General features: G+C 70.5%; 17 protein-coding genes and 1 riboswitch. Of the genes, 5 read left to right on the top strand and 12 right to left on the bottom strand.

The window, feature by feature from the left end; all coding sequences use genetic code 11:
• The coding region (locus FNH05_RS16165) for a dienelactone hydrolase family protein (protein WP_186382574.1) at positions 1-453 on the bottom strand (453 nt) is incomplete at its 3' end.
• 24 nt (positions 454-477) lie between these two features.
• On the opposite strand from FNH05_RS16165, the gene FNH05_RS16170 reads away from it, so the two are divergent.
• Positions 478-1380, top strand: a complete 903-nt coding sequence (locus FNH05_RS16170) for a helix-turn-helix transcriptional regulator (RefSeq protein WP_222426622.1) — start codon at positions 478-480, stop codon at positions 1378-1380.
• 4 nt (positions 1381-1384) lie between these two features.
• Here FNH05_RS16170 and FNH05_RS16175 read toward each other — a convergent pair whose 3' ends face one another.
• From FNH05_RS16175 to FNH05_RS16185, 3 genes are read right to left on the bottom strand one after another with little or no spacing between them, the layout of a single operon-like run.
• Entirely contained in the window at positions 1385-2398 is a 1014-nt protein-coding gene (locus tag FNH05_RS16175; RefSeq protein ID WP_144589040.1) for an ABC transporter ATP-binding protein, read from the bottom strand.
• Positions 2399-2400: 2 nt separating this feature from the next.
• On the bottom strand, positions 2401-3966 hold the full coding sequence (locus tag FNH05_RS16180) for an ABC transporter permease (protein WP_144589061.1): 1566 nt from the start codon (positions 3964-3966) through the stop codon (positions 2401-2403).
• 26 nt (positions 3967-3992) lie between these two features.
• Positions 3993-5039: a thiamine ABC transporter substrate-binding protein gene (locus FNH05_RS16185; RefSeq protein ID WP_144589042.1), complete on the bottom strand. Its 1047-nt coding sequence runs from the start codon at positions 5037-5039 to the stop codon at positions 3993-3995.
• 23 nt (positions 5040-5062) lie between these two features.
• A riboswitch (TPP riboswitch) is annotated at positions 5063-5176 on the bottom strand.
• A 33-nt stretch (positions 5177-5209) separates the two neighbouring features.
• On the opposite strand from FNH05_RS16185, the gene FNH05_RS16190 reads away from it, so the two are divergent.
• On the top strand, positions 5210-5533 hold the full coding sequence (locus FNH05_RS16190) for a 4a-hydroxytetrahydrobiopterin dehydratase (RefSeq protein WP_144589044.1): 324 nt from the start codon (positions 5210-5212) through the stop codon (positions 5531-5533).
• Between the two features lie 232 nt (positions 5534-5765).
• Here FNH05_RS16190 and FNH05_RS39305 read toward each other — a convergent pair whose 3' ends face one another.
• Positions 5766-6140 carry a hypothetical protein gene (locus FNH05_RS39305; protein WP_246127769.1) on the bottom strand — a complete coding sequence of 125 codons (375 nt, stop codon included), beginning with the start codon at positions 6138-6140 and terminating at the stop codon, positions 5766-5768.
• Between the two features lie 10 nt (positions 6141-6150).
• Between FNH05_RS39305 and FNH05_RS39310 the strand changes: the two genes are divergently transcribed.
• Positions 6151-6618: a VldE C-terminal domain-containing protein gene (locus tag FNH05_RS39310; protein WP_246127770.1), complete on the top strand. Its 468-nt coding sequence runs from the start codon at positions 6151-6153 to the stop codon at positions 6616-6618.
• 123 nt (positions 6619-6741) lie between these two features.
• On the top strand, positions 6742-7338 hold the full coding sequence (locus FNH05_RS16200) for a DUF4352 domain-containing protein (RefSeq protein ID WP_144589048.1): 597 nt from the start codon (positions 6742-6744) through the stop codon (positions 7336-7338).
• Positions 7339-7351: 13 nt separating this feature from the next.
• Here the strand turns inward: FNH05_RS16200 and FNH05_RS16205 are convergent, their stop codons facing one another.
• The 4 genes from FNH05_RS16205 to FNH05_RS16220 are packed head-to-tail and all read right to left on the bottom strand — an operon-like array spanning position 7352 to position 10732.
• Entirely contained in the window at positions 7352-7942 is a 591-nt protein-coding gene (locus tag FNH05_RS16205) for a hypothetical protein (protein WP_144589049.1), read from the bottom strand.
• Positions 7943-7945: 3 nt separating this feature from the next.
• Positions 7946-8695: a hypothetical protein gene (locus FNH05_RS16210; protein ID WP_144589051.1), complete on the bottom strand. Its 750-nt coding sequence runs from the start codon at positions 8693-8695 to the stop codon at positions 7946-7948.
• Positions 8692-10233 carry a WXG100 family type VII secretion target gene (locus FNH05_RS16215; protein WP_144589053.1) on the bottom strand — a complete coding sequence of 514 codons (1542 nt, stop codon included), beginning with the start codon at positions 10231-10233 and terminating at the stop codon, positions 8692-8694. The genes FNH05_RS16210 and FNH05_RS16215 overlap by 4 nt, the downstream gene beginning before the upstream one ends.
• 4 nt (positions 10234-10237) lie before the next feature.
• On the bottom strand, positions 10238-10732 hold the full coding sequence (locus FNH05_RS16220; RefSeq protein WP_144589055.1) for a YbaB/EbfC family nucleoid-associated protein: 495 nt from the start codon (positions 10730-10732) through the stop codon (positions 10238-10240).
• A 112-nt stretch (positions 10733-10844) separates the two neighbouring features.
• On the opposite strand from FNH05_RS16220, the gene FNH05_RS16225 reads away from it, so the two are divergent.
• The gene (locus tag FNH05_RS16225; protein WP_246127771.1) at positions 10845-11237 is read left to right on the top strand and encodes a hypothetical protein; all 393 of its coding nucleotides are present in this window, start codon (positions 10845-10847) and stop codon (positions 11235-11237) included.
• A 207-nt stretch (positions 11238-11444) separates the two neighbouring features.
• Here FNH05_RS16225 and FNH05_RS16230 read toward each other — a convergent pair whose 3' ends face one another.
• The 3 genes from FNH05_RS16230 to FNH05_RS16240 all read right to left on the bottom strand — a co-directional run.
• Positions 11445-13817, bottom strand: a complete 2373-nt coding sequence (locus FNH05_RS16230; RefSeq protein WP_144589057.1) for an ATP-binding cassette domain-containing protein — start codon at positions 13815-13817, stop codon at positions 11445-11447.
• A 61-nt stretch (positions 13818-13878) separates the two neighbouring features.
• Entirely contained in the window at positions 13879-14352 is a 474-nt protein-coding gene (locus FNH05_RS16235) for a pyridoxamine 5'-phosphate oxidase family protein (RefSeq protein WP_144589059.1), read from the bottom strand.
• Positions 14339-14555, bottom strand: a 217-nt coding sequence (locus tag FNH05_RS16240; RefSeq protein WP_186382575.1) for a VOC family protein, incomplete at its 5' end; no start/stop codon positions are given. The genes FNH05_RS16235 and FNH05_RS16240, both read right to left, overlap by 14 nt.

The raw sequence follows: 14555 nt of genomic DNA on the forward strand, positions 1-14555 counted from the left end.
GGCCAGGTCGAGGCCGGAGGCGGCCAGCCGCCAGGACTGGCTGCCGCCGAAGCAGAACCCGACGGTGTAGGCGGGGCCCGTAGTGTGGCCGGACAGGTGGGCCAGCGCCGCCGCCACGTCGATTTCGACTTCACCGGGCCGCACGCTCGGCAGATACCGTTGCCAGTCGAAGGAATCGTCGCGCTCCCCGGCACCGGCCGTGCGGCCGTAGTAGTCCACCGCGACGGTGGCGAAACCGGCTTCGGCGAACCGCTGGGCCAGTGCGGTGTAGTACGGGTGGACCCCGCGCACGTCGGGGAGGATGACCATCCGGCCCCGCGGCGGCCCCGCCGGAAGCGCGTAGTAGGCGGGAACGGCGGTACCGTCCGCCGAGGTCAGCTTGAGTGGGCCGTGGCCGGCCACCTCCTTCGGTTCGGGCGGGGAGGGCGGCAGGCTCTCGGCGCTGTGGCACATGATCGGCTCCTTTCGTCTCGGCCCATGCTGGTCGGGTACCGGGCCCGGTTCCCAGGCCCCGCGTTTGCTGGTACCGGCAGGGCCACCCTTTCCGGCCGCCTGCCGGGCAGACTGGAGGGCGTGGACGAACTGGGCGAATTCCTTCGCTCCCGGCGGGCGCGCCTCGGCCCCGCGCAGGCGGGTTTCCCGGCCGGGAACAGGCGCCGGGTATCCAGCCTGCGGCGGGACGAGGTGGCTCAGCTGGCCGGGATCAGCGTCGAGTACTACATCCGGCTCGAACAGGGCCGGGTCGGGCAGCCGTCGCACCAGGTCCTCGCCGCGCTCGCCCGCGCGCTCGGCCTCGACGAAGTCGAGGAGCGCCACCTGCGCGACCTCGCCGGCCCGCCCGAGAAGCCCCGGCCGCGGCCGAGCCCGGCGCGAAAGGAACTCGTGGACCTGCTCCGCCGGATGACCGGTATCCCCGCGCTGGTGACCAACCACCGGCTCGACGTGCTCGCCTGGAACCGCCTCGCCGCGCACCTGTTCTTCGACTTCGAGCGGGCCCCGGCGAAACGGCGCAACCTCGGCCGGTTCGCCTTCCTCGATCCGGCCTCCCGCGAGATCTTCGCCGACTGGCCGGAGGTCGCCCGTGCCACGGTGGGGCAGCTCCGCCTCGCCGCCGGGCGGAACCCCGGCGACCAGGCGCTGGCCACCCTGCTCGGCGAGCTGACCATGAACAGCCCGGACTTCGAGGACCTGTGGTCCCGACGGGACGTGCGCGAGCGCACCCACGGCCGCAAGCGGTTCCGGCATCCGGTGGCCGGGGAGCTCACGCTGCGGTTCGAGAACTTCGTCCTGCCCGACGCGTCCGGGCAGCGGCTGATCACCTTCACGCCCGAGCCCGAATCCGAGGAAGCACTGGCGCTGCTGGCCATGTGGGCGGGCTGAGCGCTCAGCCGCCGATCAGGACGATCCCGTCGGCGTCCGGTTCGAGACGGATCGAATCGCCCGGTCCGATCTCCGCGCCCACCGGGGCCACGGCGTCCACTGTGGAATGCGGGGTGCGGACACGCAGCCGCAGGTGGTCACGCCGGTGTGCCATGGCCAGGACCTCACCCGGTGTCCCGGTGCGCGACCGCCGCAGCCCGTGCGGGCGCAGGCCCACCCGCACCGGGCCGTCCGGGGTCTGTTCGGCAAGAGCCACCTCGCCGAACGGGAACCGGACCACGCCACCGGCCGCCGCACCGTCGAAGAACCCCGTCACCCCGAGGAAGGCGGCCACCTCCTCGTCCACCGGGTGCCGCCACACCGCACGCACCTCGCCCGCCTGCCGTACCCGCCCGTCCAGCAGCACGGCCACCCGGTCGGCGAGGGTGAACGCCTCCTCCTGGTCGTGCGTGACCAGCAGGGTCGTGGTCTTGGCGCGCCGCAGCACCTCGGCGAGTTCCATCGCGAGCTGCTCGCGCAGTGCGGCGTCCAAACCGGACAGTGGTTCGTCGAGCAGGAGCAGCCGCGGCCGGGGCGCCAGCGCCCGCGCCAGCGCCACCCGTTGCGCCTCACCGCCGGACAGCTCGGTGACCCGGCGCCGTTCGTACCCGCTCAGACCGACCAGCTCCAGCAGCCCGCTCACCCGCCGCTCCCGCTCACGAGCGGGAAGGCCGCCCATGCGCAGCCCGAAGGCGACGTTGCCCGCGACATCGCGGTGCGGGAAGAGCTGACCGTCCTGGAACACCAGGCCGAAACCCCGGCGGTGGACCGGGACCGGCGCCAGATCCTCGCCGTCCCACCGGATTTCGCCCGAGACCAGTGGCTCCAGCCCGGTGATCGCCCGCAGCAGCGTCGACTTACCCGATCCGGAAGGTCCCAGCAGCGCCAGCACCTCACCGTCGGCGATGTCGAGCGCGGCCTCGCGCACCGCGGTGAACGACCGGTAGGCCACGGTGAGCCCCTTGACCGTGAGCGCCATGCTCAGAACTCCCCTACCCGGCCGGAACCGAACCGGTCGATCAGGACCACGGCCGCCGCGGTGACCAGCATCAGCAGGGTGCACGCGGCGTAGGCCATCTGGTTGTTCAACTGCCCGGGACGGGCCAGCAGCGACGCGATCGCCACCGGCAGCGTGGGTGCCTGCGGCCGGGCGAGAAAGCTCGTCGCGCCGAATTCACCGAGCGCGACCACGTAGCCGAACCCCGCCGCGGCGACCAGCGCCCGCACCGTCATCGGGAAGTCGATCTCCCGCCACACCCGCAGCGGGCCCGCGCCCAGCGTCGCGGCGGCCTGCCGGAGGCGGTCGTCGACCGACCGCAGCAGGGGCAGCACCATCCGCACCACGACCGGGATGATGACCAGCGCCTGGGCCAGCGGCACCAGCAGCGGGGAGGTGCGCAGCTCGCCCGGCAGCGCGTCCAGCGTGATCAGGTAGCCGAAACCGACGGTGACCGCGGAAACCCCGAGCGGCAGCATGAGCGCGGCGTCCATCGTCTCCGCGAGGCCGTGCGCGGTGCGGCCCGGCGCCCGCCGCAGCGCGACCACGAGCACCGACGCCGACACCCCGACCAGCAGGGCGAGCACCGTCGCGTCCGTCGCGGTCCGCAGCGACTGGACGGCCGCGTCCCAGCCCGAGACCTGGAGCGTGCCGTCGTCGCCGTGCCCGGCCAGTGCCCGGTAACCGGTAAGGCTCCATCCGTCCGAAGTGGACAGCGACCGCACGACGAGCGCGGCGATCGGGGTGAGCAGCAGGCCCAGCACGGCCAGTGCCGCGCCCACCACCCACCACTCGCCTCCGGTGGGCCGTCGCGCGGTCTCCCGCCGGGCCCGCAGGCGCAGCGCCGTTTCCCGGCGCCGCCGGGCCGCCGCGCCCACCACCAGCGCCGCGAGCACCGCCGCGATCTGGACCAGCGACAACGCGGCCGCCCCGGTCAGGTCCAGCAGGTTCTCGGTCCGGAGGTAGATCTCGGTCTCCAGCGTGCGCAGCCGGGCGCCGCCGAGCACCAGCACCACCCCGAAACTGGTGGCGCAGAACAGGAACACCACCGCCGCCGCGGAGGTGATCGCCGGGAGCAGTGCGGGCAGCGTCACCGAACGGAAGGCGCGCCACCGCGAGGCGCCGAGGGTGCGCGCCGCGTCCTCCGCCCGCGAATCCCAGTGCGCCCAGACTCCGGCGACGGTGCGCGCCACCACCGCCACGTTGAAGAAGGCGTCGGCCAGGACGAGCGGCACGACCCCGCCGTCCGGCCACAACGTCCGGAACGCCAGCCCCACCACCACGGTGGGCAACACGAACGGCACCAGCACCAGGGTCCGCACCAGGCCGACCCACGGCAGGCGCACCCTGGCGAGCACGAACGCCACCGGGATCCCGGCCAGCACCGCGAGCACGGTCGAAGCGGCCGCCTGTGCGACGGTGAACCCCGCCAGCCGCCAGGTCTGCCCGTCGGCGAGCACCGCGAACAACCCGTCCCCGGCGAACCCGCGCCGCAGGATCGCCAGCACCGGCCAGGCGAAGAAGACCACCAGGAAGGCGAGCGGCACCAGGGCGAGCAGCCCCAGCCCCGCGCGGCCTACTGGCCGAGCAGCGAACGCCACTGCCCGATCCAGCGCTCCCGGCCCTCCTGGACCCGCGCCCCCGGCAGGGCCGCCGGGTTCTGCGGCAGCGGGGCCGCCTCGGCCCAGCCCTTGGGCAACTCGACGCCCTGGCGGGACGGGTAGACGTACATGTTGTCCGCCACCGTCGCCTGGAACTGCTGCGAGAGCAGGAAATCGATCACCTTGCGGGCCTTGTCGGGCTGTTTGGTGCCGGTGAGCACGCCCGCGTACTCGACCTGGCGGTAGCAGGTGTCGAGCAGGGCCTTCGTGCGCGGCTTGCCGTCGTCACCGATCTCGGCCGCGGGCGAGGAGGCGTAGGACACCACGATCGGCCGGGGCCCCTTGCCGGAAGATCCGGAGAAGTCCTGGGTGTAGGCCTCCTCCCAGCCGCTGACCGTCTTGACGCCGTTGTTCTTCAACGCCGTCCAGTACGCCTGCCAGTCCTGCTCGCCGTACCGGGCGACGGTGCCGAGCAGGAACGCCAGTCCCGGGGAGGAGGTCGCCGGGTTCTCCACCACAAGCAGGTCCTTGTAGCGGGGATCGGTGAGGTCGGCGTAGCTCGCCGGTACCGGGATGCCCTTCGCGGCGAACCACCCGGTGTCCACGTTCAGGCACACGTCGCCCACGTCCACCGCGGACAGCCGGTGCTCGGAATCGGCGGCGTACCGCTGAGGTCCGCGATCGGCCTCCGGGCTGGTGTAGGAGTCGAAGACGCCCTCGCTCAGCGCACGGGAGGCGAAGGTCGAATCGACGCCGTAGGCGACGTCCCCGATCGGGTTGGCCTTGCTCAGCACGAGCGAGTTCGTCAGTGCCCCCGCGTCGCCCTTCTTGACGACGGCGATCCTGATCCCGGTCTGCTGCGCGAAGGCGTCCAGCACCTGCTGGGGCGCGGCCCAGGAATCGTGTGTGACCAGGGTGACGGTGCCCCCGGTGGTGCCCTCCGATCCGCCGATCAGGGTGCAGCCCGCGGTCAGTGCCCCCACCAGCGCGAGCACCAAGCCCGCGCCCCACTTGCCTCTCATGGCCCTCCTTGCCGTGGCCGGCACGAGGAAACCGAGGGCCTCCCTGCGCCGGCATGATCCGGATCAGGTGCGAACGGTCGCGGGCGCACCACCCGCCTCTCAGCCCGGCCGCACACCGGGCTCCCGTGGCAACCGTGCAGCGTACCCGTTCGCGTACCACGATGGACCACATGGCGGAACTACTGACCGACGACGAGATCTCCGACGCCCTGACCAAACTGCCGCACTGGCACGTCAAGGAGGGCCCCGGCGGGGAGCGTGGCCGCGCCGAGGGCGCGGAGTTCGAACGCACGGCCGAACTCGGCACCTTCACCCAGGCGATCCAGGCGGTCAACCGGATCGCGGAGATCGCCGAAAGCCTCAACCACCACCCGGACATCGACATCCGGTGGCGGAATCTGACCTTCCACCTGAGTACGCATTCGGCGGGCGGGCTGACCCGGAAGGACACGTCGCTCGCCGAGCAGATCGACGAGGTGGTCGACGCTCTCTGACCCCATCCGGTTCCTTTTTCCGAAAACACGCAAAGCGGCCGGTTCCCTGCGCTCGGTAAGTGCCATTTCGGCACCCTGACCGGCCGCTATCACTTCCGCCGCCTCGCCGCCTCACGCGGGGCGGCGTTTTCGTGCTGTTGATCTGTGCGAATACTCACTCACCGGTGACTTCGCCCTGCGCCATTCGTACGCTGCGTTCGGTTTCCACAATAACAGGCGGGTAACGGATCAATCACCCGCAGTATGAGAACGGTACTGAAATGGCGGGTCGCCACAGAGCGAAAAAGAACAGAAAACTGCCGGCGCTGGCCGCCGTGACGGCCGCGTTCCTCCTGGGCTTCACGGTCTGGGTGACCGGCGGGCCCTGGCAGTCCCACACACCCACCCTCGCCATGCAGGCGAGTTTGCCGACGACCGCGAGCACCCTGCTGGCGGCTTCCGGCACGCCCACGACGGACGGCACCTCCTCGAGCGCGGCGACGAGCACCGAGGCCTCGTCGTCGTCCACCACGACCATCACCAGGAGGACGACCACCAGCACGCCGCCGGTCTTGGCCACGGCGTCGAACACCGCATCCACCATGTCGTCCACCACTGGGCCCACCACTGGGCCCACAGTGGCATCGAGCACCGCGCCGATCGCTCCGGCCTCCCCGGATCAGTCGGCTCCCGCCGTCGCGGTCGTCGCACCGGTGGCACCGACCACGACCACCCCGAAGGTCGTGCAGGCCTGTTCGACGGTGCTCGACGGTGCCCAGCCGAACGCCGCCATGGTGGGCAACTACCTCAAGAAACTGTTCCCCGTGAGCCAGATCCTCGGCCGCGGTGACCGGGCCGAGCCCGGGGACCACCCGGCGGGACTGGCCCTCGACTTCATGGTCAACACCTCGACCGGGAACGCACTCGCCGATTTCGTGCTGGCGAACCGTGACCGGCTCGGCGTGAAGTACGTGATCTGGCGGCAGCGCTACAACGACGGCAGCGGGTGGTCCGCGATGCCGGACCGCGGCAGCGTCACCGCCAACCACTACGACCATGTGCACGTGTCGTTCAATGCCGGCACGGCGGTCCTGGTGAGCTGCTGACCCCTTATCGGGTTAAACCCGATGGGGTGGAGCACGGCTGCCGGAGGTCTCATCCTCCGGCAGCCGTTCCGTTTCCGCCGTACTTTCACGGGCTGACCAGTCCCACACCGTGAAGGGAACGCCATGCCGGAGCACCACCCTGGCGAAGCACAGCAGACCGGGCAAACCCCGCCGCGCGCTCCTCGGCGGAAGATGCGGTGGCTGGCCATCGCCGTACCGCTGGTGCTGCTGCTCGCCCTGGTGATCGCCACCGTCGTCAACGGCCACAACAAGCACAAGGACAAGGCGGCCTCCGGCACCGTCGCCGCGGGTGACGCCGCGACCGCGCAACCCGACCTGACCTGGGGTGAGCGATTCACCTGGCAGAGCGGTCTCACGGTGCAGGTCGAGGCACCGGCGCCGTACACCCCCTCGCCGAACGCGAACATGGACCCGGACCGCTCGATCATCCTGAACATCACCCTCACCAACGGCGGCACCACGCCGTACCAGTTCAACTGGACGGTCTTCGGCCCGAACGCCACGTTCAACGGGGAAGCGGCCAACTCGATCGTCGACGCCGACCGGGGTGTCGGCGTACCGCCGCTCACCACCATCGCCCCGGGGCAGTCCTACACCTACCAGTGGGCCTTTGCCGCCACCGAAGACCCCGGCGTGCTCCGCCTGGAGTTCCAGCCCGATTTCGGTGGCCAGAAGGCGATCTTCACCGGTACCGCGTAACGCTCCCCCGTGCTCAGGCCGCCGGGACCCGGCCGACCCGCCGGGCGGCCAGCGGATCGCGCAGCAGCAGGGCGGAACCGTCGGCGAAGTCGACCCGGATCACCCGCACCGGTGGGATGCTGCGCCCCACGTAGGGTGCGGTGCAGCCGCGGACCCGGCCGGCATCGAGTTCGCAGAACGTGGTGAACAGGGGTTCGCCGGGTGCGGGAAGGTGGAAGAGCTTCGTCGTGTACACCACCGCCACCCGGTGCGTGGTCACGGCCAGGCGCGCTTCTCCCCGGCTGTGGGCGAAATGGTCCCCGAAGGAGACGGCGTGCTGGTCCGGGCGCTGGGCCAGCGCCAGGAAGGCCACGGTGGGGTCGTCGGTCCACTCCTGTTCGAGCACCCCTTCCGCGGGCAGCGGCCAGCGGGAAGCACCCAGGTCCAGCGGCGGTATCGCGCCCAGCGGTTCATGGGGCAGGCGGGTTTCGGCGCCGATGCGCGCCCGCACGTAACCGCGCAGGGGAGCGCAGCCGAACCACAACCGCTCACCCGGCCGGAGCCAGAACCGGGTCAGCTCGTCGTGGACGATCTCGTAGTCCTCGTGCGCGACGCGGTCCGTCATGGTTCACCCCACCCCGTTGGTGAGCGCCCGCAGGCGTTCGAGGTCGTCGGGATCGGTGGCAGCGATGAGCAGATCCACCCCGGAACCGTCCACAAGAGACACTCGAAGGCAGGGCTGTTCGCGCCGTCCGGTGCGGCGCCGGGTCACCGCGACCCCGGTGATCCGTTCGCGCGGAAACTCCGTGCGCACCGAATACCGCGGCGTGGCGATCGGCTCCCCCTCGATGTTTTCGCCGTACCTTTGCCGGTTGTCGGCCAGTATCCTGGCGGCTTCCCTGAGCCCCTTCCCGATCCCCCTGCCGAGGGAAAAAGCCTTCTTCAGCACGGAATCGTCCGGCTCCCGCGGCTCTTCGGGCTGCTCGACCGGTGCGGGCCCGAGCACGGCGAACCGGTGCGTGGACAGCGCCCAGACCCACCTGATGCCGGTCTTCCCACTCTCCCCCAACTCCCCCGCTGCCTGGTGGGCCAGGCATCCCGGGGCGGACCCGAAGAAGAGCACCTCGGGCGGCGCCGGCTTGTCGGGGCTCTCGTCGGAGGTTCCGAAGATCACGTCGAGCGTGAACACCGCGGCGGTACCACCGACGGCACGGGCCGCGCGGTGGAGTACCCCCTTCTTCGGTGCGCCGCGGGCGTCCAGACCGTCCACGTCGAAGTAGAACGTCCTCAGGTACGTGGCCCACAGCAACCGTTCGCCCGGCTCGTCCAGCAGGGGAAGGGCCACGGTGGCAGGACCAGGGGGATGGGAGAAGCTCATTCGAGCGTGAACCCTCGCTCTTCGGTGGCGCGGCGTTCCTCGTCGGATTCGGGGTCCTGCGCCTTGTTGTAGCCGTACTTGACGCCCTGCTCCATGGCGAGTCCGGGTGCGTTCTCCATGATTCCCTTGGTGGCGGCCGTGGGCATATGCGTCGTACCGCTCATCCCGGCCATCCGCAGGCCCGCCTCGCTGAGGTTGGTGGTGAGCGCGAAGGAGCCCTGCGAGCCGTTGGCGAGGTCGCCGGGATCGAGCCCTTGTCTCCGCATCTGCTCCGCCAGCCGCTGTGCCGCGCCGTCCGCGAACCGGTTCCCGGTCTTGGAGGCGCCGGTCACCGGGTCGGCCTTGGTGAGGATCTTGGCGAGCGGGTTCGCGTCGATCTTCCGGCCCAGCCACTTCTGAGCCATGTTGCCCTCGCGCAGGCCCTCCATCCGCTCGACGACCTTCTTCAGTCGTCCGGTCCGCAACTGGCGGAGAAGCTCCTCCAGCCTGTCGATCAGCGGTTTGAGCTTGCCGAGCAGGCCCTTGACCTTCATGCCCAGCCGGGTGCCGGTGATGCCGACCTGCGCGGTCGTCGTCGCGCCCGCCGCTCCCACCGAGGCACCGGCCGTGATCCACGAGGCGGCCAGCGCGGCCAGCCACTCGATGATCAGGCCCATCACCAGTTCCTGGATGATGTCGATGCAGATCTCCACGAACGCGTCGAAGAGATCGGCCGCGATCTCGAGGATCTGCTGCACGCCCCGGATGTCGGCGGCCAGCGCGGCCGAACCCCCGGCGAATTCCGTCATCTGCTTGCGGAAGGCGTCCCCGCCCTGCCCCTGCCACGCCTCGGTGGTGGCCTCGGCGCGCTTCTTCTCGTGCTCGCCGACGCCGTCGAGCCACTCGGCGACCTGCGACCAGCCCTTCGCGGTGCTGCGCATCTGCTCCGGATCGCCGATCGCGGGCTCGAGGATCAGCTCGACCAGCGGGCTGATCACGATGCCGATGAGAAAGCCCAGCCCGTTGTCCAGGAACGCCTGCCCCGGACTGGTGATCAGCTGAAGCTGCTCCATCCGGGTGTTGATGGTGGCGATCGCGACGTCCGGCGGGCTGCTCGCGCGCGCCACGTCACCCGCGGTACTCGCCCAGGAACTGCCGTACCCGGCGTTCTGCTCGAAATCGCTCTTCCGCTGGGCGTCCCCGGCGTGGTTCAGCTCGCTCAGGCCGCCCGGGCCGCCGCCCGCGGCGTCGGCCAGGTCCTTGAACCTGCCCAGCGCGTCGGCTCCGGACTGCTCCATGTCCCCGTACAGTTTCGCCGCGGTGCTGGTCTTCTCGGCGATCTGCGTCAGGAACGACTGCGCCTGGGTGGCCAGGTTCCGGCATTCCTCCAGGCCCTCGAAGTACTTGAAGGCCAGCATCTCGCCGATGGGCCCGAAACAGTCGTCGCTGACCCGTGCCTGTTCCAGCAAGCCCGCGAGACTGCCGAAATGACCGGCGGCCTCTTGGGAGCCCTGGCTGTGCGCGACCAGCGCAGCGGTCTCGACGCGATAACCCGTCATCGCTTCACCTCAGGATCGGTCCGCCGAAGTCGTTGTCTTCGACTTCGGGAGCGGCCTGCCGGTTCCGTCTGATTGCCGCCTGCTCGGGCGGATTGACCGGGACGGGCGCACCGGGCCGCGGGATGGACGGCGGCGCCGGAGGCGGCCCGGAGGGCTCCACGGCGGGGAGCCCGGCGTTGAAGGCCTGGCGGAACTGCTCGGCGCGGTCGCCGAGCAGGGGCTGGACGGTCTCCTGCAGGGTGGCCGCCGCCTGCTGGGTGGCCTGGCGGATGGCGCCCAGGATTTCCTGCTGGAGCTGCGTGTGCGAACGGCGCATCGCCGCGGGCGTGAGCTGGAGTCCGAGCACAGCGCCGGACGGGGCCACGGTGACGGAGACCGCGCCGTCCGGGCTGCGGCCGTGACCACGCAGTTCGGCGATCTTCGCCTTGAGTTCCGCGGCCTTCACGGCCTGCTGCTGAAAGCCCCGCATGACCTCGTCGAGCCGCGCCTCGTACCCCATCGAAGCTCCCCCCTCGGGTCCACTGGTCGCCCGAGGGAGAATATCTCACAAAGCCCCCGAATCGGTCCAATACCCGATATCACCCCGGCGACTCGCCTCCACGATGTCCACTGTGGACCGAACGCCCCGGGAGGCGGCGGCACCGGCCTGTCGGAAACCCACCGACGGCACCGCCGGGCGCATACTGGTCGATGTGACCGCCCAGCCGCTTCCGCTGTTCCCGGCGCCCCAGACCGACCCGGTCAGCTTCGCCGGCACCCAGCACGAGCTGTTCACCGGCATGAACCTGCGCATCGGCCGCTCGGACACGGTGCACGGGGTGGCCTGGCGTCCCTGGATCAACGAGCTCACCCTGCCCACCCCCAGCTGCCACCAGGGCTGGTCGGGACTGGGCGCGGCGGGCGAACTCGTCGCCACCGACGCCTCGGTCACCTGCCGGAAATGCCGCCGGATCCTCGGCCTGGACCCGGGCAGGCAGCAGATCCCCCTCTTCGACCTGCCCTAGCTAGAGGCTGTATCGAAGTGGTTTGCGCGGCGGTGCGGGTAGCGGAACCTGACGCGGTCCCTCGCTGTGGGATCGCCTCCTCATGAATGCCAATTCAAGAGCGCTGGCAGCGCTGTTCTAGCGAGGAACCACGTCAGAACCCGCGCCGGTGCAAGCTGACGGCCCACCGCAAGCGGCTCCGCCGCTTCGATACTCGGTCTGAGTTGGTCAGCGTCCGACGTAGGCCGCGAGGTGCTCGCCGGTGAGGGTGGAGCGGGCCTCGACGAGCGCCTGCGGGGTTCCTTCGAAGACGATCCGGCCGCCGTCGTGCCCGGCGCCGGGACCGAGGTCGATGATCCAGTCGGCGTGCGCCATGACCGCCTGGTGGTGCTCGATGACGATGACCGACTTCCCGGCGTCGACGAGCCGGTCCAGCAGGCCGAGCAGCTGCTCGACGTCGGCGAGGTGCAGGCCGGTGGTCGGCTCGTCGAGGACGTACACACCGCCGTTGGCGCCCAGGTGTGTGGCCAGCTTGAGCCGCTGCCGCTCGCCGCCGGACAGCGTGGTCAGCGGCTGGCCGAGGCTGAGGTAGCCGAGCCCGACATCGGCCAGCCTGGTGAGGATGGCGTGCGCGGCCGGCGTGCGCGTCTCACCGGCACCGAAGAACGCTTCGGCTTCGGTCACCGGCATCGCGAGCACCTCGCTGATGTCCCGGCCGCCGAACTTGTACTCCAGCACCGAAGCCAGAAAGCGTTTCCCCTCGCACACCTCGCAGGTGGTGGCGACACCGGCCATCATCGCCAGGTCGGTGTAGATCACCCCGGCGCCGTTGCAGTTCGGGCAGGCGCCCTCGGAATTGGCGCTGAACAGCGCCGGTTTCACCCCGTTGGCCTTCGCGAACGCCTTGCGGATCGGGTCGAGCGCTCCGGTGTAGGTCGCCGGGTTGCTCCGCCGCGAACCACGGATCGGGGTCTGGTCCACCGACACCACCCCGTCACGCCCGGACACCGAGCCGTGGACCAGGGAACTCTTGCCCGATCCCGCGACCCCGGTGACCGCGACCAGCACGCCGAGCGGGATGTCGACGTCGACGCCGCACAGGTTGTGGGTACTGGCACCGCGGACCTCCAGTCTTCCCGAAGGTGTCCGCACCGACGGCTTCAGCCGGATGCGGTCGTCCAGGTGCCGCCCGGTGACGGTGCCGCTCGCCCGAAGCCCCTCGACGGTGCCCTCGAACACCACCTCGCCGCCCTCGGTGCCCGCGCCCGGCCCCAGGTCGACGACGTGGTCGGCGATCGCGATGGCCTCCGGCTTGTGCTCCACGACCAGCACGGTGTTGCCCTTGTCTCGCAACCGCAGCAGCAGGTCGTTCATGCGCTGGATGTCGTGCGGGTGCAGACCGATCGTCGGCTCGTCGAAGACGTAGGTGACGTCGGTCAGCGACGATCCGAGGTGGCGGATCATCTTGACCCGCTGCGATTCGCCGCCGGAGAGCGTGCCCGTCGGCCGGTCGAGCGAGAGGTAACCCAGGCCGATCTCGACGAACGAGTCGAGGGTGTGCCGCAGCGCCGTCAGCAGCGGCGCGACGGACGGTGCGGCCAACGCCGCCACCCACCGGGCGAGGTCGCTGATCTGCATCGAGCAGGCGTCGGCGATGCTGATCCCGTCGATCTTCGAGGAGCGGGCCTGGGCCGACAGCCGGGTGCCGTCGCACTCCGGGCAGGTGGTGAAGGTGACCGCCCGCTCCACGAAGGCGCGGATGTGCGGCTGCAGGGAGTCGACGTCCTTGGACAGCATCGACTTCTGGATCCTCGGGATCAGGCCCTCGTAGGTCAGGTTGATGCCGTCGACCTTGATCTTGGTCGGCTCCTTGTACAGGAGGTCGTGCAACTGCTTCTCGGTGAACCCGCGGATCGGCTTGTCGGGGTCGAAGAAGCCGCAGCCCTTGAAGATGCGGCCGTACCAGCCGTCCATGCTGTAGCCGGGGATCTTGAGCGCCCCTTCGGCGAGCGACTTGCCCTCGTCGTAGATCTGGGTCAGGTCGATGTCGTTGACCGAGCCCCGCCCCTCGCAACGCGGGCACATGCCGCCGGTGACGCTGAAGCTGCGCCGCTCCTTCGTGGTCTTCCCGGCGCGTTCGAGGGTGACCGCGCCCGCCCCGCTGATCGAAGCGACGTTGAAGGAAAACGCCTGGGGCGAGCCGATGTGCGGCCGCCCGAGCCGGCTGAAGAGGATGCGCAGCATGGCGTTGGCGTCGGTGGCGGTGCCGACCGTGGACCGGGGATCGGCTCCCATCCGCTGCTGGTCGATGGTGATCGCGGTGGTCAGCCCGTCGAGCAGATCGACGTCGGGCCGCGACAGCGTCGGCATGAAGCCCTGCACGAAGGCGCTGTACGTCTCGTTGATCAACCGCTGCGACTCCGCGGCGATCGTGCCGAACACCAGTGAGCTCTTGCCCGAGCCGGAGACGCCGGTGAACACGGTCAACCTGCGCTTCGGGATCTCGAGGCTGACGTCGGCGAGGTTGTTCTCGCGCGCGCCGTGCACCCGGATCAGGTCGTGGCTGTCGGCGACGTGCGGGGCGGGCGACCGCCTGCTCATCCTGTCTCCCTCGGTTCTTCCGGTCGTTCTACGTTTCGGGTCTGGAGCCGCGCTCGGGGCGTCAGACCAGCCAGCGGCCGTCGCGCATCAACTCGCGGCCGGACATCTCGTTCTCCTCGCGCCAAGCCTGGATCCGGCGCGGGGAGATGCGATACCAACGGTACGGCGTGCTCAGCGCACGCGGGTCGAAACCGGTGTGCGCGACGAACCGGTCGGCCCGCTCCTTCGGCAGAGCGTCGAGTTCGATGGTCTCGACCTCCCCCTCGATCATGGACACGTCGCGGGTGTCGCCCAGCGCCAGCCGGACGGCCCTGGTGGTGGCCAGGTTCCTGCCGGTCACGCTGTCCGCCGGGGTCGCCACCAGCAGCGCCTCGCCGTCCCAGTGGAAGCACAGCGGCACCAGGTGCGCCGCACCGTCCGCCGAAGCACTGGCCACCCAGACGTCGATGTCGTGGGCGAGCCGGTGCTCGGTGTCACGACAGCGCTGGGCGCGGGAGCGGGGCTCGGCACCCGCCCGAAGCTCAGCGCTGCTCATTGATGCGGATCAGGTTGCCCGCCGGGTCCCGGAAGGCGCAGTCCCGCCTGCCGTACGGCTGCTCGACGGGCTCCTGGACGACCTCCGCGCCGCCGTCCTTCAGCCGGTCGAAGGCGCCGTCGAGGTCCGTGGTGGACAAGTTGATCATGCCGTAGGTGCCCTTGGCCATCATCTCGGTGACGGTGCGGCGCTCGTCGTCGGTG

The organism is Amycolatopsis rhizosphaerae (assembly GCF_007713715.1).
Classification (GTDB): domain Bacteria; phylum Actinomycetota; class Actinomycetes; order Mycobacteriales; family Pseudonocardiaceae; genus Amycolatopsis_E; species Amycolatopsis_E rhizosphaerae.